At 72.6% G+C, this 24,861-nt stretch carries 21 protein-coding genes; 4 read left to right on the plus strand and 17 right to left on the minus strand.

From position 1 onward, the window contains the following. Nucleotides 1-14: 14 nt before the first annotated feature. The 11 genes from murC to mraZ form a co-directional block, all read right to left on the minus strand. Nucleotides 15-1,448, minus strand: coding sequence for a UDP-N-acetylmuramate--L-alanine ligase (gene murC / locus M1R94_RS03775; protein WP_249380336.1), 1,434 nt, complete (start codon nucleotides 1,446-1,448; stop codon nucleotides 15-17). Next, on the minus strand, nucleotides 1,445-2,575 hold the full coding sequence (gene murG / locus M1R94_RS03780) for an undecaprenyldiphospho-muramoylpentapeptide beta-N-acetylglucosaminyltransferase (RefSeq protein WP_249380337.1): 1,131 nt from the start codon (nucleotides 2,573-2,575) through the stop codon (nucleotides 1,445-1,447). Before murG ends, murC begins: the two co-directional genes overlap by 4 nt. Next, on the minus strand, nucleotides 2,568-3,809 hold the full coding sequence (gene ftsW / locus M1R94_RS03785; RefSeq protein ID WP_249380338.1) for a putative lipid II flippase FtsW: 1,242 nt from the start codon (nucleotides 3,807-3,809) through the stop codon (nucleotides 2,568-2,570). Before ftsW ends, murG begins: the two co-directional genes overlap by 8 nt. Before the next feature lie 8 nt (nucleotides 3,810-3,817). Next, nucleotides 3,818-5,275, minus strand: a complete 1,458-nt coding sequence (gene murD / locus M1R94_RS03790; RefSeq protein WP_249380339.1) for a UDP-N-acetylmuramoyl-L-alanine--D-glutamate ligase — start codon at nucleotides 5,273-5,275, stop codon at nucleotides 3,818-3,820. Beyond that, nucleotides 5,275-6,357, minus strand: coding sequence for a phospho-N-acetylmuramoyl-pentapeptide-transferase (gene mraY / locus M1R94_RS03795; protein ID WP_249380340.1), 1,083 nt, complete (start codon nucleotides 6,355-6,357; stop codon nucleotides 5,275-5,277). The genes murD and mraY overlap by 1 nt, the downstream gene beginning before the upstream one ends. After that, the gene (locus tag M1R94_RS03800; RefSeq protein WP_249380341.1) at nucleotides 6,354-7,769 is read right to left on the minus strand and encodes a UDP-N-acetylmuramoyl-tripeptide--D-alanyl-D-alanine ligase; all 1,416 of its coding nucleotides are present in this window, start codon (nucleotides 7,767-7,769) and stop codon (nucleotides 6,354-6,356) included. Before M1R94_RS03800 ends, mraY begins: the two co-directional genes overlap by 4 nt. Further along, nucleotides 7,766-9,418, minus strand: coding sequence for a UDP-N-acetylmuramoyl-L-alanyl-D-glutamate--2,6-diaminopimelate ligase (locus M1R94_RS03805; protein WP_249380342.1), 1,653 nt, complete (start codon nucleotides 9,416-9,418; stop codon nucleotides 7,766-7,768). Before M1R94_RS03805 ends, M1R94_RS03800 begins: the two co-directional genes overlap by 4 nt. Nucleotides 9,419-9,470: 52 nt before the next feature. After that, nucleotides 9,471-11,192, minus strand: a complete 1,722-nt coding sequence (locus M1R94_RS03810) for a peptidoglycan D,D-transpeptidase FtsI family protein (protein WP_249380343.1) — start codon at nucleotides 11,190-11,192, stop codon at nucleotides 9,471-9,473. Between the two features lie 269 nt (nucleotides 11,193-11,461). Beyond that, nucleotides 11,462-11,887 (minus strand): cell division protein FtsL, encoded by a 426-nt coding sequence (gene ftsL, locus M1R94_RS03815; protein ID WP_249380344.1) that lies wholly within the window; start codon nucleotides 11,885-11,887, stop codon nucleotides 11,462-11,464. Next, complete coding sequence (gene rsmH, locus M1R94_RS03820) at nucleotides 11,884-12,885, minus strand: 16S rRNA (cytosine(1402)-N(4))-methyltransferase RsmH (RefSeq protein WP_249380597.1); 1,002 nt, start codon at nucleotides 12,883-12,885, stop codon at nucleotides 11,884-11,886. Before rsmH ends, ftsL begins: the two co-directional genes overlap by 4 nt. A 229-nt stretch (nucleotides 12,886-13,114) precedes the next feature. Next, nucleotides 13,115-13,582: a division/cell wall cluster transcriptional repressor MraZ gene (mraZ, locus tag M1R94_RS03825; protein WP_249380345.1), complete on the minus strand. Its 468-nt coding sequence runs from the start codon at nucleotides 13,580-13,582 to the stop codon at nucleotides 13,115-13,117. A gap of 431 nt (nucleotides 13,583-14,013) precedes the next feature. Between mraZ and M1R94_RS03830 the strand changes: the two genes are divergently transcribed. The 3 genes from M1R94_RS03830 to M1R94_RS03840 are packed head-to-tail and all read left to right on the plus strand — an operon-like array spanning nucleotide 14,014 to nucleotide 18,595. Further along, nucleotides 14,014-15,018, plus strand: coding sequence for an AAA family ATPase (locus M1R94_RS03830; RefSeq protein ID WP_249380346.1), 1,005 nt, complete (start codon nucleotides 14,014-14,016; stop codon nucleotides 15,016-15,018). After that, the gene (locus M1R94_RS03835; RefSeq protein WP_249380347.1) at nucleotides 15,018-16,322 is read left to right on the plus strand and encodes a DUF58 domain-containing protein; all 1,305 of its coding nucleotides are present in this window, start codon (nucleotides 15,018-15,020) and stop codon (nucleotides 16,320-16,322) included. Before M1R94_RS03830 ends, M1R94_RS03835 begins: the two co-directional genes overlap by 1 nt. Then, nucleotides 16,319-18,595 carry a transglutaminase TgpA family protein gene (locus tag M1R94_RS03840; protein ID WP_249380348.1) on the plus strand — a complete coding sequence of 759 codons (2,277 nt, stop codon included), beginning with the start codon at nucleotides 16,319-16,321 and terminating at the stop codon, nucleotides 18,593-18,595. Before M1R94_RS03835 ends, M1R94_RS03840 begins: the two co-directional genes overlap by 4 nt. Nucleotides 18,596-18,687: 92 nt before the next feature. Here the strand turns inward: M1R94_RS03840 and M1R94_RS03845 are convergent, their stop codons facing one another. Genes M1R94_RS03845 through M1R94_RS03855 form a run of 3 tightly spaced genes read right to left on the minus strand, consistent with a single transcriptional unit; the run spans nucleotide 18,688 to nucleotide 20,943 of the window. Then, nucleotides 18,688-19,089: a DUF3040 domain-containing protein gene (locus tag M1R94_RS03845; protein WP_249380349.1), complete on the minus strand. Its 402-nt coding sequence runs from the start codon at nucleotides 19,087-19,089 to the stop codon at nucleotides 18,688-18,690. 36 nt (nucleotides 19,090-19,125) lie between these two features. Further along, a complete protein-coding gene (gene dinB / locus M1R94_RS03850; protein ID WP_249380350.1) occupies nucleotides 19,126-20,433 on the minus strand; it encodes a DNA polymerase IV in 1,308 nt (435 codons plus the stop codon). Nucleotides 20,434-20,439: 6 nt separating this feature from the next. Beyond that, a complete protein-coding gene (locus M1R94_RS03855; protein WP_249380351.1) occupies nucleotides 20,440-20,943 on the minus strand; it encodes an SAV_6107 family HEPN domain-containing protein in 504 nt (167 codons plus the stop codon). A 146-nt stretch (nucleotides 20,944-21,089) separates the two neighbouring features. Between M1R94_RS03855 and M1R94_RS03860 the strand changes: the two genes are divergently transcribed. After that, nucleotides 21,090-22,070 (plus strand): spermidine synthase, encoded by a 981-nt coding sequence (locus M1R94_RS03860; RefSeq protein WP_308199869.1) that lies wholly within the window; start codon nucleotides 21,090-21,092, stop codon nucleotides 22,068-22,070. Here the strand turns inward: M1R94_RS03860 and M1R94_RS03865 are convergent. The 3 genes from M1R94_RS03865 to M1R94_RS03875 form a co-directional block, all read right to left on the minus strand. Then, entirely contained in the window at nucleotides 22,043-22,246 is a 204-nt protein-coding gene (locus M1R94_RS03865; RefSeq protein ID WP_249380352.1) for a cold-shock protein, read from the minus strand. The two genes, M1R94_RS03860 and M1R94_RS03865, sit on opposite strands and share 28 nt — an antisense overlap. 228 nt (nucleotides 22,247-22,474) lie before the next feature. Continuing rightward, nucleotides 22,475-23,830, minus strand: a complete 1,356-nt coding sequence (locus M1R94_RS03870) for an MFS transporter (RefSeq protein WP_249380353.1) — start codon at nucleotides 23,828-23,830, stop codon at nucleotides 22,475-22,477. Nucleotides 23,831-23,876: 46 nt separating this feature from the next. Next, on the minus strand, nucleotides 23,877-24,815 hold the full coding sequence (locus M1R94_RS03875; protein ID WP_249380354.1) for a proteasome assembly chaperone family protein: 939 nt from the start codon (nucleotides 24,813-24,815) through the stop codon (nucleotides 23,877-23,879). Between the last annotated feature and the right edge of the window lie 46 nt (nucleotides 24,816-24,861).

Genomic DNA, 24,861 nt, shown 5'->3' on the forward strand with positions numbered 1-24,861 from the left:
CCTGGAGGGCGGCCTCATCGCGCCCAGGTCCCGACCGCCTCGAGGACCTCCGGCCCGAGCTCGGTGACGTCCCCCGCCCCGACGGTCAGCACGAGATCCCCCGGGCGGGCCAGGCCGCCCACGCAGCGGGCCGCCGCATGCCTGTCTGCCACGAAGCGCGCACCAGCGTCCACGGGCATCAGGGCCGTGATGGTCTCGCCGGTCACCGCAGGGTCGACGTCCTCCCGCGCGGCGTACACGTCCGTCACCACGACGACGTCGGCCAGGCCGAGGGCGTCGGCGAACTCCTGGGCGAAGGCCAGGGTCCGCGAGAAGAGGTGGGGCTGGAAGAGCACCAGCACCCGGCCCTCGCCCGCCACCGACCGGGCGGCGCGCAGCAGCGCGGCGACCTCGGTGGGGTGGTGCGCGTAGTCGTCGACCACGCGCACGCCCTCACGCACCCCCCGCGGCTCGAACCGGCGACCCGTGCCGCTGAAGCCGCCGAGACCGCGGGCCGCCCGGGCCCCGTCCACACCCAGGAGACGCGCGACCGTCCACGCCGCGGTCGCGTTGAGCGCGTTGTGCTCACCGGGCACCAGGAGGTGCAGCGCCGTCACGCCGTCCTCGGTCTCGATCGACGCGCTGCTGCCACCGGTAGCACCACCCGACCGGAACCCGGTCAGCCGGACGTCGGCCCCCGGCTGCATGCCGTACGTGCGGACCTGACGCCCCTCGGCCCGCACCCGCTCGGCCAGGGCGCGCGAACCCGGGTCGTCCCAGCAGGCCACCAGCCACCCGCCGGCCGCGACCCGGTCGGCGAAGGCCACGAACGCGGCCTCGAACGCGGCACGGTCGCCGTAGTGGTCGAGGTGATCGGGTTCGACGTTGGTGACCACCGAGACCAGCGGCCGGTACGCCAGGAACGAGCCGTCGGACTCGTCGGCCTCGGCGACGAAGACGTCACCGGACCCGTGCATCCCGCCGCCGACAGCACCCTGCGCGCCGTGCACCGTGCCACCGATCGCGAACGAGGGGTCCAGACCCGCATCGCGCAGAGCGACCGCGATCATCGCCGAGGTCGTGGTCTTGCCGTGGGCACCCGCCACCGCCACCCCCCGACGGCCGGCCATCAGGGCCGCCAACGCCTGCGAACGATGCAGCACCCGCAACCCGCGCTCGCGGGCCCGCGCCAGCTCGGGGTTGGTCGAGCGGATGGCGGTCGAGACGACGACGGTGTCCACCTCGTCGACGTTCTCGGCCGCATGCCCCACACGGACCTCGACACCGACCTCACGCAGGGCGCTTAGCAACGCACCGTCGCGCGCGTCGGAGCCTGAGACGACCACACCCCGAGCAGCGAGCAGCGCAGCGACGGCCGACATGCCGGCCCCGCCCACACCGATGAGGTGGACCCGGCCCAGGTCGGCCACGTCGGTCAGGGCCCCGGCCTCGTCCGCGGTGTGACTCATCGGGTCTGCTCGACCAGGTCGGCCACCCGCGCGGCACCGTCGGTCACGCCCGCGGTCGCCGCCGCACGGCGCATGCCGGCCAGCCGCTCGTCGTCGGTCATCAGCGGGACCAGGGTCCATCGCACCCAGTCGGGGGTCAGGTCGGCGTCCTCGACGAGCAGCCCCCCTCCCGCCTGCACCACAGGGGCTGCGTTGAGACGCTGCTCACCGTTGCCGATGGGCAGCGGGACGTAGACCGCGGGCAGACCGAGCGCCGCGAGCTCACTGACGGTGCCGGCCCCCGACCGGCACACCACGACGTCCGCCACGGCAAGGGCCAGATGCATCCGGTCCAGGTACTCCCTGACCTGGTAGCGCGTCGGGAGCGTCGCGCCGTCAGGATCCCCCTGGCCGGTCGCGACCCGGTCACGCACGGCCTGACCCTTGCCCCGACCGGTCAGGTGCAGCACCTGGAGCCCGGCCGAGAGGAGATCGCCCGACGCCGTCGAGACCGCGGTGTTCAGGCTCAGCGCACCGAGGGAACCCCCGGTGACCAGGAGGGTGGGCAACGACGGGTCCAGCCCGAGCTCACGGGCCGCGCTCACCCGCTCGCCCACGGAGTCCCGAGCCCTGGCGTCCACGAGAGCGGCGATCTCGGGCCGCAAGGGCATCCCGGTGACCTGGGCCCCGGGCAGGGGCGTCCCCGGGAACGTGACCGCCACCGACCGGGCCCAGCGCGAGCCGAGCCTGTTCGCCAGCCCGGGCCGGGCGTTCTGCTCGTGGACCACCACGGGCACCCCCCGCCGACGGGCCGCGATGTAGGCCGGTGTCGCGACGTAGCCACCGAAGCCGACGACCACCTGGACACCGTTCGCGTCGATCGCCTCCCCCGCGGCACGGACAGCTGCCCGGAGCCGGCCGGGCAGGCGCAGCCAGTCCGCACCGGGGCGCCGCGGCAGGGGGACCCTCGGGACGTGGACCAGCGGGTAGCCACGGGCCGGGACCAGGTCGGCCTCGAGCCCGGTCGCCGTGCCGAGCACGGTCACCCGGAGCCCCGGGTCGCGGCGGCGCAGCTCGTCGGCCACGGCCAGCAGCGGGTTCACGTGACCGGCGGTACCGCCGCCGGCCAGCAGGACGGACTCAACCACGCGAGCTCCCGGGGACAGACCGACCGATGACCACCAGGGAGCGACGCACCACGCTGGGCCGGGCAGCCAGGGCCTGCGCGGCCCCGGGCTCCTGGCGGGCGAACGAGAGCACCACACCCAGCGCCAGCAGGGTCGTGATGAGGGCCGAGCCACCGGCCGAGACCAGAGGAAGAGGGACGCCGATCACCGGGAGCAGCCCGATCACCACCGCGACGTTCACCACCGCCTGGCCCAGGATCCACGCACCGATCGCCCCCGCCGTGATCTGCACGAAGGGGTCGGAGTGGCGGCGGACGACCCTGGCGATCGCGACGGCCAGCACCGCGAACAGCGCCAGCACCAGGCCCGTCCCCAGCAGGCCCAGCTCCTCGCCCAGGATCGCGAAGATGAAGTCGTTGTGCGCCTCGGGGAGGTAGGACCACTTCTCGCGGCTCTCGCCCAGCCCCACCCCGGTGAGCCCCCCCGAGGACAGCCCGATCTTCCCGCGCGTCGTCTGGTAGCAGGCGTTGAGGACGTCGCAGTGGGGGTCGAAGTGGGCCTCGATCCGGCTCATCCGGTTGCTGGAGCCCTGGGCGAGGGCCACCACCACGACGCCCGCGAGGACCGCGGCGACACCGAACATGCGCATCGGCACCCCTGCGACGAACAGCGCACCGGCCACCAGGACGAGCATGATGATCGCGGTCCCGAGGTCCTTGCCGAGCAGCACCAGGCCCACCACACCCATGGCGACCACCGCGGCGGGCAGCAGCACGTGCAGCCACTGGCCGAGCAGGTGCCTCTTGCGAGCGAGCACCATGCCGAGCCAGACGGCCAGCGCCAGCTTGGCGAACTCCGAGGGCTGGACCTGCCCGAGACCGGGGATCTGGACCCAGTTCCGGTTCCCCTTGACCTCGACCCCGAGCGAGGAGAAGACCAGGAGCTGCAGCGCGACCGCCAGGGCGAGCCCGGGCCAGGCGACCCGCTTGTAGAACGCCACGGGCAGACGGCTCGCGACGAAAGCCAGCGGCAGACCCATCAGGGCGTACTGCGCCTGGTTGAGGAAGATGGAGTACGGCGAGGCACCCTCGGTCAGGCTCAGCGAGTCGACGCTCGAGCTCGACAGGACCATCACCAGCCCCAGCGCGAGCAGCAGCACCGTCGCGCCGGTCAGCAGGTAGTAGCTGCTCACGGCGCTGTTCCACGGACCCAGCAGGTCACCGCGCGGTGGTCTCGCCTCGACGTCGGCCGCCATCGCCGCCCTCAGTCCGTCACCGGCTCGGCGTCCACGCCGACCAGGGCATGCACCGCCTCGGCGAACGCCTCACCCCGGTGCGCGTAGGAGTCGAACTGGTCCATCGACGCCGAAGCGGGGGCGAGCAGCACCGTGCCGCCCCGGCGGCTCAGCCGTCGGGCGCTCTGCACAGCACGTGACATCACCGTGCCAGTGTCCGTGGGATCCACGCGCACCACCGGGATTGAGGGCGCGTGTCGGCCGAGTGCCTCGTCCCACGGCGCAGCATCCACCCCGATCACCACGACCGCTCGGAGCCTGTCGACGCAGTCGACGACGAGCTCGTCGAAACGGGCGCCCTTGGCGAGCCCACCGGCGATCCAGACCACCGACCCGTCCTCGAAGGCCTTCAGGGAGGCAGCGGCAGCGTGGGCGTTGGTCGCCTTCGAGTCGTCGACGTAGGCGACGCCGTCCAGGGTCCGGACGTGCTCGATCCGGTGGGCACCAGGACGGTAGGCACGCAGCCCGTCACGGACCGCGGAGGCCGCGACCCCGTGAGCCCGTGCGAGGGCAGCCGCAGCCAGGGCGTCCATGACGATGTGCGCCGGGAGCGACGCGCCCCGACCCGCGAGATGAGCGAGGTCCGCCATCGTCGCGAGCTCGGCCGCGGACCGGCTGCGTGCCGGGTCCTCGGGCGCGGCGTGGAACACGCGGTCGACCAGGAGGTCGTCGATCACCCCGAGCTGGCCCGGCATCGGCGCACCCAGGGTGAGCCCGACCGCGCGGGCGCCCTGCGCGACGTCGGCCTCCCGGACGAGGGCCTCGACCCGCGGCGAGTCCACCGGGTAGACGCACGCCACCTCGGTCCGCTCGTAGATCCGCCCCTTGGCTGCGGCGTACTCCTCGAACGAGCCGTGCCAGTCGAGATGGTCGGGGGCGATGTTCAGGACGGCTGAGGCCTGTGCAGCCACCGAGTGCGTGAAGTGCAGCTGGAAGCTCGACAGCTCGACCGCGAGGACGTCGAGGGAGGGGTCGGTCGCGGCCTCGACCACCGGTGGGCCGACGTTGCCGACCGCCGGGCCGCGCTCCCCCGCCGCGGTGAGGATCTGCTCGAGCATGCCGACGGTGGTCGTCTTGCCGTTGGTCCCGGTGAGCACCAGCCACGGAGCCGGCCCGCCACCCGCCGCGCGGTCCACGCGTAGCTGCCAGGCGAGCTCGACCTCGCTCCACACGGCCAGTCCCCGTCCGAGGGCCTCGACCAGCACCGGGGTGCTCGGCGGGAAGCCGGGCGAGGCGACGACGAGGTCGATCGAGCCGAGGTCGAGGGTCGAGGCGTCGGCATGATCCGCGCCCTCGCCGCGTCGGTCGAGGGTCACGACCTCCGCACCACGCCGACGCAGGGCCTGGGCGGCGGCGCGCCCCGAGACGCCCAGGCCGACCACGAGCACCCGCCGCCCGGCCAGCTCAGGCTGCGTGCGGCCCTCCACTAACCGGCCACCCACTCGGCGTAGAACAACCCGACGCCGACGGCGACGAAGAGCCCTGCGATGATCCAGAACCGGATGACGATGGTGACCTCACCCCAGCCGGACAGCTCGAAGTGGTGGTGCAGCGGTGCCATCTTGAACACCCGTCTGCCGGTCATCTTGAAGAAGCCGATCTGGATGACGTCCGACAGGACGATCAGCACGAACATGCCACCGATCACCGCTGCGAGCACCTCGGTGCGCGACAGGATGGACAGGCCGGCCAACGCGCCGCCCAGCGCGAGCGACCCGGTGTCGCCCATGAAGATCTTGGCGGGTGAGGCGTTCCACCACAGGAACCCGAAGCAGGCACCGGTGATCGCCGCCGCGATCACCGCGAGCTCGAGCGGGTCACGGGAGTCGTAGCACCGCGGGCCTGCGGTGAGCATGCTCTGGCAGGTCTGGTTGGACTGCCACACGCCCACCAGCACGTAGGCCCCGAAGACGATCAGGGAGACCCCGGTGGCCAGGCCGTCGAGGCCGTCGGTGAGGTTCACCGCGTTGGACCACGCCGTGATGAGGAAGTTCGCCCAGATGACGAAGAGGATCAGGCCGAGTGTGGTCCCTGCGAAGGCCAGGTCGATGTTGGTGTCGCGGATGAACGAGATCCGGGTCGACGCCGGGGTCCGGTAGTTCTGGTTGGGGAACTGCAGCGCCAGGACCGCGAAGGTGAGTCCGACCATGCCCTGGCCGATGATCTTCCACCGGGCCGAGAGGCCCAGGCTGCGCTGCCGGGAGATCTTGATGTAGTCGTCGAGGAACCCGACCACCCCGAGCCCTGTCATGAGGAACAGCACCAGCAGGGCCGAGGCACTCGGTGTCCGGCCGGTCAGCAGACTCCCGATGCCCCACCCGAGCAGGGTGGCCGCGATGATCACGACCCCACCCATCGTGGGTGTGCCGCGCTTGGTGAAGTGCGCCGTCGGACCGTCCTGCCGGATGAACTGCCCGTACTGCTTGCGCACCAGGTACCGGATCAGCAGGGGCGTGCAGAGCAGGGAGATGAGCAGGGAGATCCCGCCCGAGATCAGGACGCTTCTCATCGGGCGTCCGCCCCACCCGCGGCGAGCCGGTCTCCCAGCCGCCACAGGCCGGCACCGTGCGAGGACTTGACCAGCACCACGTCACCCTCGGTGAGCTCCTGGTCCAGCCAGGTCGCCGCCGCCTCGACGTCCTCGACGAGCCGCGACTCCTGACCCCAGGACCCCTCCTGGAAGGCGCCGGTGTGCATCGCGCGGGCCCCGTCGCCGACGACCACCAGGCGGGAGATGTTGAGACGGACCGCGAGACGACCGATCGCGTCGTGGGCCTCGACCGCATCAGGACCGAGCTCGAGCATCTCGCCGAGGACCGCGATGGTCCGACGTCGACCAGCGGACCGGACCGCGAGGGCCTTGAGGGCAGCCCGCATCGACTCCGGGTTGGCGTTGTAGGAGTCGTCGATCACGGTCACCCCGTCGGGACGCTCGGTGACGTGCATCCGGTGCGGGCTGAGCGCCTCGGCCGTCGTGAGCGCCTCGGCCACGTCGGCCAGGTCGAGGCCCAGCTCGAGAGCTGCGGCCGCCGCGGCCAGTGCGTTGTGGACGTGATGCTCACCGACCAGGCGCAGGTGCACCGGCGCCGTGCCGACGGGCGTCGTGAGGTCGAACCGGGCACGACCCTCGTCGTCAAGACGCACCTGCACCGCCCGGACGGCGGCCGCGGCCTCCTCGCCGAACAGCACGACCCGGCCGGGCGCGACCGCGGCCATCGCGGCGACCCGCTGGTCGTCGCCGTTGAGCACGGCCGTGCCCCCGGGCACCAGACCCGTGACGATCTCGGCCTTGGCCCGTGCCACGGCGTCGATGCCGCCGAACTCTCCCAGGTGCGCGGACCCCACGACCAGCACGACCGCGACATCAGGTCGCGCGATCGCGGTCAGGTAGTCGATGTGCCCGATCCCGCTGGCGCCCATCTCCAGCACCAGGAAGCGCGTCGTGGCGTCGGCACGGAGCACCGTGAGCGGCAGACCGATCTCGTTGTTGAACGAGGCCTCGGGCCACACCGTCGGACCCGCGGGGCGCAGCACCTGGGCCAGGACGTCCTTGGTCGTGGTCTTGCCGACCGAGCCGGTGATCGCGACCACCTGGATGTCGCCCGCCGACCGGAGCCGACCCAGCACCGATCGGGCCAGGTCTCCCAGGGCGACGGTCACGTCGGGCACCACCACGACAGGGAGCGGTCCGTCAGGCCCCTCGATCGCCCGGGTCGCCAGGACCAGCACGGCACCCGTGGCCACGGCACGCTCGGCGTACTCGTGCCCGTCGACCTGGTCGCCGGGCAGCGCCGCGAACAGCGCTCCCGGCACGACCTGGCGCGAGTCGGAGACCACCGGACCGGTGACGACCGTCTGGGGGTCGCCGATCAGGCGTCCGCCCGTTGCTGCGGCTACCTGCTCGGCACTGAGGTCGATCACGCGTGGGGCTCCGGAGGGGTCGAAGGTGGTCTCGTGGTGCGGGCCACAGAGGATCGTGCCACCTCTGCGACCGCGGCGCTCAGGGCGTCCCGGTCGTTGTACCGGTGGAAGACCCCGTCGATCTCCTGCGTGGGCTCGTGCCCCTTGCCGGTGACGATGACCGTGTCCTGCGGGCCTGCGAGCTCGACGGCCGTCCGCACGGCCTCCTGCCGTGAGTGCGCCTCGTGCACGTCGCGGCCGTCGGGCCGCTCCCGCCGCACCCCGTCCAGGATCGCGGCACGGATCGCCTCGGGGCGTTCCGAGCGCGGGTTCTCGTCCGTGACCACGACCACGTCGGCGAGCCTGGCCGCGATCTCGCCCATCAGCGGCCGCTTGCCCCGGTCGCGATCGCCGTCCGAACCCAGCACGATCAGCAACCGCCCGGGGGTGATCGGGCGCACCGCCTCGAGGGCGAGCACCAGCGCGTCCGGGGTGTGGGCGTAGTCGACCAGGCACAGGGGCAGGGCCTCCCCCCGCTCGACGACGCGCTCCATCCGGCCCGGGATCGCCCGAGCCCCGGCGACGCCCTCGACCGCCTCGGCCAACGGGATCCCGGCCCGGTGGGCCAGCACGATCGCCAGCGCCGCGTTGGACACGTTGACCAGGCCCGGCAGCGGGCTCCGCGCCGCCACGCCGCGACCGTCGGGGCCGACCAGCGTGAAGCCCGAGCCGACGCCGTCGAGCCCGACGGTCGCGTCCCGCACCGTCCAGTCAGCGGTGCCGCCACCGAGGGAGTCCTCACGGGTGGCGATCGTCTCGACCGGGATCCGCGCCTCACGGGCGAGCCGGCGCCCCCACTCGTCGTCGACGCACACCACGGCCCGCCGTGCGTGCTCGGGGTCGAGCAGCCGCGCCTTGTCGGCGAAGTAGCCCTCCATGTCCCCGTGGAAGTCCAGGTGGTCGCGCTGGAGGTTCGTGAAGCCCGCGACGTCGACCTGCAGGCCGTCCACCCGCGACAGGGCCAGGGCGTGCGAGGAGACCTCCATCGAGCACGCGGTCACACCACGTTCGCGCATCAGGGCGAACAGGCCGTGCAGCACGGGCGCCTCGACCGTGGTCCGAGGGCTCTCGATGGTGTCCTGCCCGACCCGCAGCTCGACCGTCCCGATCACGGCGGTCGAGGAGTGCGCCGTCCGCAGGGCAGCGTCCACGAAGTAGCAGGTGGTGGTCTTGCCGTTGGTCCCGGTGATGCCCACGACCGTCAGGTCGCGCGCCGGATGACCGTAGAACCAGGCGGACACCTCTCCCAGCAGACGACGTGGCTGGTCGGCGACCAGCACCGGCACGGCCAGTGCGCGCGACGCGACCCGGGAGGCACCGTCGGTGTCGGTGAGCACGGCGACCGCCCCTGCCTGCACGGCCGAGTGGGCATGGTCCGCACCGTGGGCGTGCTGACCCGGCAACGCGACGAAGAGGTCACCGGGCAGGACGTCGGCCGAGCCGACCGCGACGCCGGTCAGCATCACCTCGGTCGTCACCACCGGGTCGTTGAGCGGCGACGAACCGCCGCCCGGCCCGGGCGCGACGATCAGGCCGAAGGCCTCTGCGAGGTCACTGAGCCGACGCGCGGGACGGTGGTCGGGGCGCATCCGACCCTGCGGGGACGTCACGGCTCGAATCTACCGTCCGGGACCGGCGCCGGGCGCCGGGCAACGCCACGGGTCACTCCCACGTGCTGGGCAGGAGGTCGACCGGTGTCCCGCTGGGCGGCACGCCGAGGTACTGCAGGGCGTACTGCGTGACCTCGGCGAACAGCGGCGCGGCGACCGCTCCACCGTAGATCGACGTCTTGGGGTCGTACAGGACCACGTTGACCACGATCTTCGGGTCGTCGACCGGTGCGACGCCGATGAACGAGGCGACGTTCTTGATGACCCCGCCCCCCTCGAAGGCCTGCGCGGTGCCGGTCTTGCCACCGATGCGGTAGCCGGGCACCGACGCGTTGGACCCGGTGCCCTCGGCGACCGCGCTCTCCATCATCCGCACGACGGTGTCGGCGGTCTCCTCGCTCACCACGCGGGTCGGCTCGGGCACCTGCGCTGCGTGGAAGACGCCGTCGGCGTCGCTCCATCCCTTGACCAGGTGTGGCTGGACCCGGACCCCGCCGTTGGCGAGGGTCGCGAACACCTGCGTCGCCTGGAGGGTGGTGACCGAGACCGCCTGGCCGAAGAGGACCGCGTACTGCGACCGTCCGTCCCAGCTGTCGGCGTCGTGCAGCAGGCCGGGCTCCTCGCCCGGGAGCCCGACACCGGTGACCTGGCCCAGCCCGAACTTGGCGAGGTAGTCGTGCCGCACCTGACGGGGCAGCTGTTCGCCGAGCATGACGGTGCCGGTGTTGGAGGACTCGGCGAAGATCCCGGTGGCTGTCAGGTTCAGCAGCGCGTGCGGGTGCGAGTCCTTGAAGGACTGCCCGTTCTCGGTGGTGTAGACGTCCGGCACCTGGTACTGCGCCGTCGGGGTCGTGATCCCCTGCTCGAGCACTGCGGCCATCGTGATCGCCTTGGCCGTGGAGCCCGGCTCGTAGATCACCGAGGAGGACCTGCTCCCTCGCAGGTCGGCCGGGGTGTCTCCCGGGGTGTTGGGGTCGACCGTGCCGGAGTCGGCCAGGGCGAGGATCTCGCCGGACTCCACGTCGAGCACCTGGATGGCCCCCCACTGGGCACCCGTGCTCAGGACACCGGTGTCGATCAGGGTCTGGGCCATGTACTGCACGTCGCGCGCGATCGTCAGGTGGACCGTGCGTCCCGGCACCGCCGGGACCTCGTCCAGCCCGCCCGCGGGGATCCGCTGGCCCCGGCGGCCCTGCTCGTAGGTCATCCTTCCCGGCGTCCCGCTGAGCTCGGCATCGAGCACCTGCTCGAGGCCGGCGAGCCCGTTGCCGTCACGACCCACGAAGCCGACGATGTTGCCCGCCGTGGTGCCTGCGGGGTACATGCGCTCGGTGGTGCGCTCCGCGGTGATCCCGGGGATCCGCTGCGTCGCGATCTCGCGGTACACCTCGGGTGTCACACCACGGGCCACGTAGGCGTAGCCGCGCTGGCCGTCCAGCACGGGTGCCAGCTCGGCGACCGAGACGCCCAGGATCGGCGCGAGGACCGTCGCGGCCTGCTCGACGCTGTCACCGGTGCTCTTCCACTGCGCGAGCAGCATCTGGTTGACGACGATGTCGTAGCGCTCGACCGAGGTCGCGAGCACCTCACCCTCGGCATCGACGATGTCGCCCCGGTCACCGGGGATCGCGACCGTGTGCAGTCGGCTCTCGAGCGCCTCGGCCGCGACCGCCGGGCCGGCGATGCCCTGCACGTAGACGAGCTGGCCACCCAGCACGGCGATGAACGCCAGGGTCAGCACCAGCAGCAGGTTCTGCCGTCGCTCGGGGCGCACCGCCGCAGCGGGTGCGGTGGCAGCCGGGGGACGTCGTGGTGGCCCCGGTGGGCGGCCGCCACCGCCGCCTCCGGGTCGGGTCGACGGCGGGGTCGGCCCGGTCCGCCCCTGAACCGGCACCCGGGACCGCCGCTGCGCCAGCGGCTGCCCCGACCTCCCGGCGGGCGACGACGAGGGCGGCGGGCTTGCCGGCTGGCGACGGGGCTGGTCAGAGGATGCCCGTCCCTGAGAGCGCCCCGACGCTCCCTGAGCACGACGTGGTGCCTGCGTCATCCTTGAGCCTCCGCGGGGACGGGGTTGCCCAGGACGGCGCCGTCGGACAACCGGAGGTAGCCGTTGCCCTCGGCCTGCACCATGCCCAGGGCGGTGGCGGCGGCGGCGAGCTCGGCAGGCGACTTGCGCAGGGCGATCTCGGACTCGATCCGCTGCTGCTCGGTGGTGGCCGCGGCGTGCCGCACCTGCAGCGCGTAACGGTCGTACTCCCCCTGGGCCATCGAGGTGTTGAGCAGGAGCGCCCCCAGCAACGAGCCGGCGAGCACCGTGATGCAGAGCATGACGAACGGTGCCCGCGTCCGGGCGGGGGCTGGGGCACGGACGACCCTGAGCCGGGGTCGCGCCTCCGGGAGCCGGGGAGCCGCGGCCGGCGCGCTGGCCGGTACGGGTCGTGGCTGACGGGCAGCAGCCTGTGCACTCATGACGTTCTCCCGTGACGAAGGTGATCGGGGGTGGGGCGAAGCCGCACCGCACCGCGCAGGCGGACGGGTGCGGAGCGGGGGTTGACCTCGAGCTCGGCCGGCCCGGCGCGCTCAGCGCCCCGGGTGAGCATCTGGAGGTAGGGCCGGTGGGTCTCGGGCTCGACCGGCAGACCGGCGGGTGCGCTCGACGTCGCGCCGCGAGCCAGGGCCCTCTTGACCAGGCGGTCCTCGAGGGACTGGTAGGCCATGACGACGATCCGCCCGCCGACGGCAAGGGTCTCCACCGCGGCGGGCAGTGCGCGCTCGAGCACCTCGAGCTCGGCGTTGACCTCGATCCGCAGCGCCTGGAAGGTCCGCTTGGCCGGGTTGCCGCCGGTCTGACGGGCGACCGCGGGGATCGCCGTCCGGACGATCTGCACGAGCTGTCCGGTGCGGGCCAGCGGTGCCACCGCCCGCGCTGCCACGACGGTACGGGCGATCCGGGGAGCGAACTTCTCCTCGCCGTACTCGCGCAGGATCCGCACGAGCTCCGCCTCGGGGTAGGTGTTGAGCACCTCGGCCGCCGTGATCCCGCCCCCCGCGTCCATCCGCATGTCCAGCGGCGCGTCCTGCGCGTAGGAGAAGCCGCGCTCGGGCTCGTCGATCTGCAGGGACGAGACCCCAAGATCCATCAGGACGCCCTGCACCTCTCCGCCCGCCGTGCGCTCGACGACCTCCTGGATCTCGTCGTACACGGCGTGGACCGCTGTGAAGCGGTCTCCGAACGCCTCGAGCCGCGCCTCGGCCAGCCCGATGGCCTCGAGGTCGCGGTCGAGCCCGATGACCCGCAGACCCTCGAACCGGGTGAGCAGGGCCTCGGTGTGCCCTCCCATGCCGAGGGTCGCGTCCACCAGGACGGCACCTGGAGCGCTCAGCGCAGGACTCAGCAGCTCGACGCAGCGGTCGAGCAGGACAGGGGTGTGACGGGTGGCGGCCGGGCGCTCGTCCTGCGTGTCCACCGTCACCTCCCTCTCCTGTCGTGGCTGGTCGTACGTCGTGCGTCCTGTCCTGCGACCTGCCGCAGCCGGCGCTGGTGCCGTGTCGCGTGGTTGCTGGTCGGGTGGCCCTCCACCGCCCGACCAGGTCTCCCTCCGCAGCCCTCTGACGCCGGGGAAGTGCGTCAGAGAAGGCGGGAGGAGACCTCACCGTGCGGTGCTCGCCGATCCGTCGAGCACACGCGGTCATCGTCTAGAAGGCACCGGGGATCACCTCCTCGGCGGTGTCGGCGTAGACGCCGACCTGCTCGTCGAGGTAGGTCTCCCAGGCGCCGGCGTCCCAGATCTCGACCCGCGACCCGGCACCGATCACGGCGACGTCGCGATCCAGGCGCGCGTAGGACCGCAGGCCGGCCGGGATCGCCAGGCGCCCCTGCTTGTCAGGCACCTCGTCGTGGGCTCCCGACAGGAAGACGCGCAGGTAGTCACGGGCCTGCTTGCTCGTGACCGGTGCCTGGCGGATCTGGTCGTGCATGCGACGGAACTCGTCGACCGGGAAGACGTACAGGCAGTGCTCCTGGCCGCGGGTGACGACCAGGCCCGACGCCAGCTGGCCCCGGAACTTGGCCGGGAGGATCAGCCTGCCCTTGTCGTCGAGCCGAGGCGTGTAGGTGCCCAGGAAGGGGTTGTAGGCGCCGTAGCTCGGTGTCTCGCTCGTCATGCCGGCAACCTCCCCTCCGTGCCCCGCACCGGGTGCCGTCGTGCGACGGAAGCCCACTGCTCCCCAGGTGGCCCCACATTACTCCACAACACTCCACCTGACCGGGTGAATCTTCCGGTATGGACGCGTCCATGCCACGTATGCGCAGGTCAGAGCCCTGAACCACGGTGGAGGGGAATTCGCGGCCGCGTGCTGCTCGGCGCGTCCGTCCCGACATATCGGTCGGGTCGACCGCTTCCCGGGCCCGCTCACGCCCCGAGGAGCTCCAACCGAGGCCCTCTCCCGGGCCCACCCGGACACCGCGGAGCCCATGGTGGAGCGAAGTGGGGGGCGGGTGGAGGGCCCACGCCCACCCCTGCCCGGCCCGGTCGTGCGTCGCGGGACGGCCCGCAGATCACCTACGCTCGTGGCAGTCCGCCGAAGGGGTCGCCATGGTCCACGCACTTCCCGCACCGGTCGAGCTCGACGACGTCGCCGAGACCTCGGGCCGGATCCGCGCCGCGATGGAGACCGTGATCTCCGGCCGCCCCGACCTGGTCCGGCTGACCGTCGCCGTCATGCTCGCCGAGGGTCACCTCCTGCTCGAGGACGTCCCCGGTGTGGGCAAGACCACCCTCGCCAAGGCACTGGGCCGGTCGGTGGACTGCACCGTCGGCCGCATCCAGTTCACCCCGGACCTGCTGCCGAGTGACCTGACCGGTGTGACCATCTACCGCCAGCAGCAGCACGAGTTCGAGTTCCGTCCCGGACCTGTCTTCGCCAACATCGTCATCGGCGACGAGATCAACCGCGCCTCCCCCAAGACGCAGTCCGCACTGCTCGAGTGCATGCAGGAGGCGCAGGCCACGATCGACGGCACCACGTACCAGCTGCCCCGACCGTTCCTCGTCCTGGCCACCCAGAACCCGATCGAGATGGAGGGCACCTACGCCCTGCCCGAGGCGCAGCGCGACCGGTTCATGGCCCGGCTCAGCGTCGGATACCCCTCGCGCAACGCCGAGGTCGAGATGCTCGACCGGCAGGAGACCTCCGACCCGCTCGCCCACCTGACGCCCGTGACCGGGGTCGAGCACGTCACCCGCATGATCACCGTGACCCGGCGGCTGTACGCCGCCCCCGGGATCAAGCAGTACGTGGTCGACCTCGCCGAGGCCACCCGCAACGACCCCGGCCTGAGGCTCGGTGCCTCACCGCGCGCGTCGATCCAGCTCCTGCGCGCCGCCAAGGCCCTCGCCGCGATGGCGGGGCGGGACCACGTCCTGCCCGACGACGTCCAGGAGCTCGCGGTACCCGTGCTCACCCACCGGCTCCTGCCCAGCACCGACGCCCGGCTGTCCGGGCACTCGGTCGAGGACACCCTGACCGCGATCATCTCGCGCACCCGTCTACCGATCACCGACCGCGCCGCCGCGCCTGATCGGCGGGCCATCGGCTGATGCGGCCCGCGCGCACCGTCCGCCTCACGCGCCGCGGCGCGTGGCTCGCCGCCGTGGGCGGGGCGCTGCTGGTCTCCGGGGTGCTCCTGGGGGTGGCATCGCTCGTCCAGGGCGGAGCCCTGGTGCTGCTCACCGTGGCGACCGGGTTCACCTGGCTCGTGGTCGAGGCAGGCCTGCACCGACGAGGACGCCTCCAGCTGACCCGTCGCATCACCCCGCACCCGGTCACCGTGGGGCGTCGCGCCGTCGTGAGCGTGGTGGTGACGAGCCCCGGGACACCGCGCCGGGTCACCGGACTGCAGGTCGCCGAACGGGCCGCACGTGAGCTCTCCGGTCCACAGCCCCTGCGCGCACGCGTCGAGCGGGCCGCAGGTCGGTTGACCCTGACGTACGCGATCCACCCCGAGCAACGTGGGCGCTGGACGGTCGGCCCTCTCGAGGTCCGCAGCCAGGACCTCTTCGGGGTCGCGCACTCGAGCGGCCGGCTGGGGCAGAGCGCACAGGTCGCGGTCCGTCCTGCGACCACCGCCCTGCACCTGACCCGCGGACCGACGGCCACCGACGTCGACCGGTCCTCGGCGGGCGCCCGGACTCCCGCCGCCGACGACTCGTCACTGCGCGACTACCGTCCCGGAGACGACCTGCGTCGGGTCCACTGGCAGAGCACCGCGCGCCGCGGGCAGGTGATGGTGCGGCAGGACGAGCGCGCCGGCCGACGTGCGGCGAGCGTGCTGCTCGACCTGCCGCTGGATCGCGAGCAGGCCGAGTGGTCGATCAGCGCCGCCGCGTCGATCGCCCTGGCCCTGGCGGACGAGGGGCACCACGTACGGCTGCTCGACGGCAGCGACCACGGCATCCGCCGCGAGCGCGGGTCTCATCACGCACCCGACGTCGACGGCGCCACAGCCGACGCGCTGCTGGACCAGACCGTCGACCTCGTGGTTCCCGCGACCGAGGAGGCACGTGAGCGCGCGCTGCTCAGAGCCGTCGAGACCCTCACCGGTGCCGCCGGGGGCGCCGAGGTGGTCTTCGCGGTCGTCGGAGGGCTCGAGCAGAGCTGCCTCGAGGCCCTCGCGCGGGTGGGGCAGGCCAGCCACGGCTGGGCGGTGGTCCGCGCCACCGGGGCGGGCGTGGAGCGCGTCGACGGCCCTGCCCGGCACAGCCTGACCACACGCGAGCAGCACACGCACGACGCGCTGCGCCGAGCCGGGTGGACGGTGGCCGTCGCACGACCCGGCGAGGACCTGACCCACGCGTGGGAGCGGCTGCTCGCCGCGGACGACCGCCTCGGTGCCCGGGCATGAGCGCCCACCCCGTGAGCGGTGCGCACGGCTGGGCAGCCACCGGCGCGCTCGCGACAGGCGTCGCCTCGGGCCTCTGGGCGATGACGTACCTCGTGGCACCGGGCCGCTGGGTCGGCGTCTCGCTGATGGCCACCCTGGTCCTCCTCCTGGTCACCACGGCGACCCGGCGCGCGGGCGCGTCACGCCTGGTGCCGACCGCCTGGGCCACGCTCGTCGCCGCACTGTGCATCGTGTCGGTCTACGGATCCACCGGGACCGGGCTGGGACTGCCCGTCCCGACCCGGGAGACGATGGAGCGGCTGTCCTTCCTCGTTCGCGGCGGGGTCCGCGCCGTCGCGGACGGAGTCATCCCGGTCGAGCCCGTCCTCGGGCTCGAGCTGCTCCTGGTGGGGGGCGTGGTGCTGGTCGTCCTGCTGGGTGACCTCGTGGCCCTGGGGCTGGGTCGAGCAGGGCTCAGCGGACTGGCGATCGTGGGACTGTGGCTGCCCACGATCTTCTTCGAGCGGGCCGTCCCCCCGGTGCCGTTCGTGCTCGCGGGACTGTCCTACCTGGTCCTGCTGCACCTGACCCGCCCGCGGCCGCCGTCGGGACGACGCAGCACCCCGCGCGACCTGCGGGTGACCGCCGCAGCCGCGGTGGTGCTGACGGTGGTTGCACTCGCCTCGGGTCCGATCGCCTCGGGCGTGCCCTTCTACCGGTCGGTCACGCTGCCGGCGACCTGGGGGCCAGGTGCGGTCGACGGTCCGCTGCGGCTCTCGACCGACCTGGACATGCGGGCGAGCCTGGCTGCCCGGTCCGACCAGCCGATCCTGAGCTACACGACGCAGTCACGGACGTTGGGGCCGCTGCGGATGTACACGATGACCGACTTCGACGGCGCCGAGTGGAACCGAGCCGCCCCGGAGGGTGACCTCGCCCGCGCCTCGGGGGTGCTGTGGCCGGGTGGTGCCGTTCCCGTCCCGCAGGACGCCGCGCGGGTCTCGGTCCAGGTGGGCAACCTCGACCAGGACAGGCTGCCGATCCCCACCGACCCCCGGCAGGTGGAGATCGACGGCAACTGGCTCTACGACGCCTCTCGTGACGAGGTCCTGGGTGTCGGGACCACCACCCGTGACATCAGCTACGACCTCTGGGTCTCCCCGCGCAGCCTCACCGCCGACGACCTGCGCGCAGACTCCACCGCAGGACCGCTCGAGGCACGCGAGGTGTACACCGAGGTACCGGAGTCGCCGTTCGCGCAGGAGATCCGGGCGCAGGCCGAGGCTGTCATGGCGGGCAGCACGACCGACTACGACCGCGCCCTGGCGCTGCAGTCCTGGTTCCGCAACTTCGAGAACTTCACCTACTCGGCGACCATCCCACCGGCCCAGACCGACGACGCCGTCTGGGACTTCCTGACCCAGCGCACCGGCTACTGCGTGCAGTACGCGACCGCGATGACGGTCATGGCGCGCACTGCCGGCATCCCCGCGCGGCTCGCGGTGGGGTTCCTGCCCGGCACGGCTCAGGAACGCCAGCCCAGCTCGTTCGTCGTGACCGGGCGACACTCCCATGCCTGGCCCGAGCTGTGGTTCGCGGAGGCCGGCTGGGTACGTTTCGAGCCGACGCCGGCCGTCCAGACCGGCGCCCCTCCGCTCTGGGCCGACCCGTACGGAGGCGCGGCGACACCGGAGGACGAACCGACAGCGGCGCCGCAGACCGAGACCGAGCCGCTCCCCGAGGCAGCAGCCCCGGAGAGCGACGGCAGCACCGGTGGCAGCCAGGTCGGTATCGGTACGGCGTCCGTGCCGCTGCTGCTGGTCGTGGCCGTGACCGCCGTGATCGCGGTGCTCCTGGTGCTGGGGATCTCCCTGCTGGTCCGCAGGCGCCTGCGCCAGGCCGCGCCTGCCCTCGACCCGGTGCGCGCATGGTCGGTCCTGCGCACCCGTCTGGCCGGCCACGGGGTCGGCTGGAGCGACGCGACGACACCGCGGCAGGCGGCAGAGATCGTACGGAACGCCTATCGTGCGGGCCCGCGCGCCTCGGCCGACGGCCGCGGGCCCGGACTGCGATCAGCAGGCGGTGAGGCGGTGACCACCCTGCAGCTGGACGATGCCACGACCCTCGAGGCAACCCGCGCGCTCGAGCAGCTGGTCGCAGCGTTCGAGGCGGAGCAGTACGCACCGACCCCGACCGCGTGGTCGCCGCAGGAGCTGGGGGGTTGGGTCGACGCTGTCGAGGCGCCCATGCTCACGCCGGAGCAGCACGCGGGAGCGGCGGACGGGCGTGGCTGAGAGGATGCAGGACGACGATCGAGACGCGCCGTGATCATCACGACGCGCCCTGGTGGCCCGGTGCCCGGACCTGACCTCGCTCGGACCTGACCTCAGCGGTCGCGGTTGTCGCGTCGGTCGTCCCACCGCTGCTCGAGGCGGGTGAAGAGCCCTCCCCGATCCGCGCCGGATCCCGGACGTCCCTTGCTGGGTCGGACCGACCCGTCCGACCCGACCACACCGGTGGGCCCCGATCCGCGCCGGGGCGGCGAGAAGGCCAGCACCACGCAGACGAACATCAGCACGAAGCCGAGGACGCCGAGCCAGGGCAGGCTCGTGGCTGCGCCGACGACGAGCACCGTCAACCCGACCAGCGCACCAGCGCCGGTGAGCAACCACCGACGCACGCTGCTCGAGGCGCGACCCTGGAAGGTGTTGACGAGCTTGGGGTCGTCAGACGTGAGCTGCTGCTCCATCTGCTCCAGTACGCGCTGCTCGTACTCGGACAGAGGCATCGCTACCTCCGTGCTGCCGTTGGGACGGGGACACTCTCAGGATAGGTCCCGCGGGGCGTCCGCGGTAGTTGAGAGGGGGTGGACACTTCCAGAACGTGCGGGCACCCCCTGGTGTTCCCGCGTCGCGCCACCGATCAGCGCGCCCGGGCGCACAGCGGCAACGCCGAAGCGTTGACGCACCTCGTCCATGACCTGCTCAGCCCGACGTTGCGTACCGGACGAGTCGTCGACCGCCTCGTCAAGGGTCAGCTGGCGCGCGCCGACCTCGGACAGCCCTTCTGCGCGCACACCCACCAGACGGACCCGTTGACCACCGAGGTCGGTGCCGGCGAGCAGCTCGCGCGAGGTGAGGTAGAGCTCCCGCGCCACGTCGGTGGGGACGGACAACGTCCGCGAACGGGTGAGCGTGCGGAAGTCCGCGGCACGCACCTTGATCGCGACGGTGCGTGCCACCAGGCCGCGGGCCCGCAGCTGGCTCGCGCACCGATCGGCCAGCGCGAGCAGATGCCCCTGGACGAGATCGAGGTCGGCGGTGTCCTCGTCGAAGGTCACCTCGGCGCCGATGCTCTTCTCCTGACGGGCCGGGACGACCGGACGAGGGTCCCGCCCCCAGGCGAGGTCGTACAGGTGCGCACCCGCAACGGCACCGACCGCCCGTTGCACGGTTCGCACGTCGGCGTCCGCGAGGTCGGCCACGGTGCTGATGCCCCAGCGTGCGAGGGCCTCCCGGGTGCGCTCGCCCACTCCCCACAGCGCGCCCACCGGAAGGGCCCGCAGGAAGTCGACCGCCGCGACCCTCGGGACCAGGAGCACGCCGTCGGGCTTGGCGAAGCCCGAGGCGAGCTTCGCCACGAACTTGGTGCTCGCGATCCCGACCGAGCAGGTCACGCCGAGCTCAGCGTGCACCCGCGTGCGGATGAGCTCGGCGATCCGTGTCGGCGGACCGATCCGGCGCCGCGCCCCGGAGACGTCGAGGAAGGCCTCGTCGACGCTCACCGGTTCGATCACCGCGGTCACGTCACCGAGCATCTCCATCACCCGCGCCGAGGCAGCACGGTACGCCGCCTGGTCGGGCGGGATCACCACGGCCTGCGGGCACAGCCTGCGCGCCTGCGCCATCGGCATCGCAGCGTGGATCCCGAACGCGCGCGCCTCGTAGGTCGCGGCGAGCACCACGGACCGCGCCTCGCCCCCGACGACGACAGGACGTCCGCGCAGGTGCGGTCGCCGGGCAAGCTCGACCGAGGCGAAGAAGGCATCCATGTCGACGTGGAGGATGGAGCAGCCGTCCTCGTCGGAGCCCCAGCTCCGGCGCATCCCCGGCGGCGTCGGGCTACGGCTCATCGCACGTCACGAAGCCCGGACACCACGCGCCGCCATCTGTCCGCGCGCCGGGTCGTCCAGCAGCGCCCGGACGGCGTCCTGGAAGTCCTCCGCGACGCAGACCAGCTGCTCGGCGCGCTCGGCGTCGACCACCTCGTCCCGACCGGCCTCGATCGCCGATCGCAACCGCGCGCCGTCGGCGAAGTACGCCGTCCAGGGAGCGAGAGCCGGAGCGACCAGGGAGACCATCTCCCACACCGTACGCGGGGAGGGGCGCCGCTGAGGTCGCCCGGTCACCTGGAGCAGCGCCGCACCCGCCCGCAGAGCAGCGAGGTGCGCGTGGACGAACCTCTCCCCCGGTGAGGTGGACAGCTGGGCCGCGACGAGCTCCGCGTCGCTGCGCGCGAGGAGGTCGACCGCCGCCGGCGGAACGGGCGGGACCCCCGCCGGGGCGCCACCTCTCGTGTCGCCCCTGATCGTCGTGGGCGCGGGAAACAGACCGACCGGCCCCTGATACGTCGCCGATGCCATCGCACACCTCCTCGCTCCATCATCGAACACTTGTTCGATCCGGTCAACTCCCCCGCGTGTGACGTGGACGTCCCGCTGGTGGCATGAGCATCCCAGCGACCGCTGACACGCCTGGCTGCGACCAGGGGCGGCACTACGGTGGTCCGGTGCCCGACAAGACCAGACGAGCTCGCCGCGCCGGTCCCCGCTCGAGCGGTCCGGGTCCGGTCGAGCTGCCCGAGGGGGTGGTGCGCACCACGACGGGAACGGTCGAGCTGGTCCGTGAGCGAGGGGCACCGGGCTCGGTCACGCTGATGGTCAACGGGGTGCCGAGCTCGCACCTGGACCTCGAGGACCCCACCCGGCTCGAGTTCGAGTACATGCAGCAGATGGCCGCCGTCGTGGACCGACTGCCCGAGGGCCCCCTCGACGTCGTCCATCTGGGGGCAGCGGGATGCGCGATGGCCCGGTGGGTCGACGCCACCCGTCCGGGCTCACGGCAGCTCGCCGTGGACATCGACGACCGCCTGGTCACGCTCGTCAGGGCCTGGTTCGGCCTGCCCCGGGCCCCCCGCCTGCGGCTGCGCGCCGCCGAGGCGCGCGAGGCCCTTGCCGGTCAGGGCGATGCGAGCGCTGACCTCGTCATCCGGGACGTCTTCGCGCCGGACACCACACCGGCGCACCTGCAGACGGTCGAGTTCACCGCCGACGTCGCGCGGGTCCTGCGTCCCGGGGGCCTCTACCTGGCCAACTGCGCCGACCGGCCACCCCTGGCGCTGGCGCGCTCGGAGGTGGCCACGGTTCGCGAGGTCTTCGGACACGTCGCCCTGGTGGCCGAGCCGGGACAGCTCCGAGGCCGGCGCTACGGCAACCTCGTCGTCGCAGGCACCGCTCGCCAGGGACTCCTCGACGACGCGGGACTGGCCAGGGCCCTGCGGTCCCTGCCCATGCCGAGCCGAGTGCTGCACGGACCCGACCTGACCGAGTTCGCCGGAGCGGGCGAGGTCCTGACCGATGGTGTCCCGCCCCCGACGGGCGACCTCGGCACGGTACTCGCTGCGGCACCGGACGACACGAGGCCGCGTCCGCCGGAGCAGACGCGGCCTCGTGGGTCACGCGATCAGAGCGGTCGGACGTTCTCCGCCTGAGGTCCCTTGGGACCCTGCGTGATCTCGAACTCGACCCGCTGAGCCTCCTCGAGCGACCGATACCCCTGGGTCTCGATCGCCGAGTAGTGGACGAAGACGTCGGCGCCGCCGCCGTCCTGGGCGATGAACCCGTAGCCCTTCTCAGCGTTGAACCACTTCACAGATCCCTGCGCCATGCGTTTCCTGTCCTTCTGTCCATCCGGGGACGTCGATGACCGAACCCTGGTGTCCGGTCCGCCTGCCGCAATGGTTGCCCCACGTCCTGCACCGGTGGCCCAGCGAACAGGAACTGACGGGGAGGTGTCTCCACCGTCCCCGGATCATGCGTAAGTCCTCACTGCAACGGCGCAATTCTGGCACGACGCCTGTGTTCCGCGCCACATCCCCGCGCCCGTCGCGGCGCCTCAGGCCGAAGGCCCGGGGGGCCCCTCGTCCCGGTGTCCAGAGGCCGCCCGACCGCCGCGCGAGGGACCTCGACGCGCTGCACGCCGTTCGGCGAGCAGCACCCGCACAGGCCGCACGACGACCCCGTGCTCACGCAGGATCCTGCGGGTGCTCCGCCGAGTCACGAGGACACCGACGACACCGACCACCCACGGGATCGCGAGCACGCTGAACGCGACCCGGAAGGCCGAGAGCGAGAAGTCGGTGGTGCCCGGCGGGCTCACCAGGTCCAGGACCACGCCGACACCCATGATCGACAGGAGAGCCGCACCGAAGCCACCGACGTTCACCAGGCCGGTGGCCACGCCGATCCGCGGGGTCGGGTTCGAGGTCCTGGCGTAGTCGAAGCCGATCGAGGCACCTGGCCCCCCCGCGGCGATGACGACGACGAACACCGCGAGCAGCCACAACGGGCTGGGTCCGGGACGGAGCAGGACTGCAGCCCACGCAGCACCCATCGCCCCGGCGATCGTCAGCACCATCCACGACCGCCGCAGCGGGTGCCTGCCCGTCAGCACCCCGATCACCGGCCCCGCGGCCATCGCGGCGGCGACGTTGAGGGTGAGCAGACCGCTGGCCTGCGCCGGCTGCAGGCCCTGCGCCGAGATCAGGAACGGGAAGCCCCAGAGCATGACGAAGACGGTGGTGGAGAACTGCCCCAGGGTGTGGGTCCAGAAGCCCAACCACGTCCCCGGCTCGCGGACGACCTCACGCAACGGGGCGAGCACACCGGCGCGGGATCGCTCGTGCACCGTGCCGAGGGGATGGTCACGGATGGTCGCCCAGGCCAGGATCCCGCTGAGGGTCCCCACGGCGGCGAGCCCCACGAAGGCCGTCGTCCACCCCGCCAGGTGCAGCACGAGGACGAGAGGGACCGCAGCTGCCACCTGGCCGAGCTGACCGACCAGGGCGGTCGTCTGGGTGTAGAGCGGAACCCGACGCGGAGGGAACCACACGACGACCAGGCGCAGCACCGAGATGAAGGTCGCGGCGTCGCCGGCACCGATGAGGACGCGGGCGACCAGCGCCCACGGCAGCTCCGTCACCACCCCGAGCAGCAGCTGCCCCGCGGCCATGAGCACCGCACCCGTCGCGATCATCGCGCGCGAGCCGAACCGGTCCAGCAGCACCCCGGCGGGGATCTGCAGGGCCGCGTAGACGGTGAGCTGGACCACGACGAACGAGGCGAGCACCGTGGCGCTGACCCCGAAACGCTCGACGGTCTCGACTCCCGCCACGCCCAACGAGCTGCGGTGCAGGACGGCGACCACGTAGGCGACCAGCGCCGCGCCCCACACCACGGCGGGGCGCCTCACCAGGGACACCCGCGGCCGGTCGGACCCGGCCGCACGCCCGCCGCCGTCAGAGCCCGGGACCGTCGCCACCCTGCTGCTGGGCCAGGAAGCGCTCGAACTCAGCGCCGAGCTCGTCCGCGGTGGGGATGTCGCTGGTCTCGGCGAGCAGGTTGGTCCGACCGATCGCCCGCGTGAACGAGTCGTACTGCTCCTCGAGGGCGCGCACCACGGCGGCGACCTCCTCCGACCCCGCGACCTGGCGCTCGACCTCGTCGAGGGTCTCGCGAGCCGCCGCCTCGAGTGCCTGGGCGTCGAGCGCGAGCCCGGTCGCCCGCTGCACCTGCTCGAGTGCGATGAGCGACGCCTGGGGGAAGGGGGACTGCGCCAGGTAGTGCGGGACGTGCACCGCGAAGCCCATCGCATCGTGACCCCAGCGGCCCAGCCTGTACTCCAGGACGGCACTCGCGCTCGCCGGTACCTGCACCGTGCCGAACCACGACACGTGGTCCTCGACGAGCTCGGCCCGTGTCCCGTGCGCGGTCACCGACAGGGGACGGGTGTGCGGGACGCCCATCGGGATCCCGTGCACGCCCACGGTCAGCTGCACGTCGAACCGTTCGACGAGCTGTCGGACCGCCGCCACGTACCGCTCCCACTGGATGTCCGGCTCGACGCCGTGCAGCAGCAGGAACGGGACACCCTCCGCGTCACGCACCACGTCGACCACCAGAGCGGGCTCGGCGTAGTCGCTCCACGTCGAGGCGTCGAAGGTCATCATTGGGCGGCGCGAGCGGTAGTCCAGGAGCTGGTCGACGTCGAAGGTCGCGAGCCGCGTGACGTCGAAGTTGGCTGTGAGGTGGTCCGCCGCGAGCTGCCCGGCACTGCCGGCGTCGACGAAGCCCCGCACCAGGTGGAGCAGGACGGGCCCGCCGCCCGACCGGACGTGCTCGGTCAGATCGCGTGCCACGTCGTCGTCGACGGAGTAGATGCCGTTCGGGTCCCTCATCGCCCGTCCTTCGCTCGTCCCAGGCTGTCGTCGGCAGCAACGCCCC

This window comes from Actinotalea alkalitolerans, from assembly GCF_023369855.1.
Taxonomy (GTDB): domain Bacteria; phylum Actinomycetota; class Actinomycetes; order Actinomycetales; family Cellulomonadaceae; genus Actinotalea.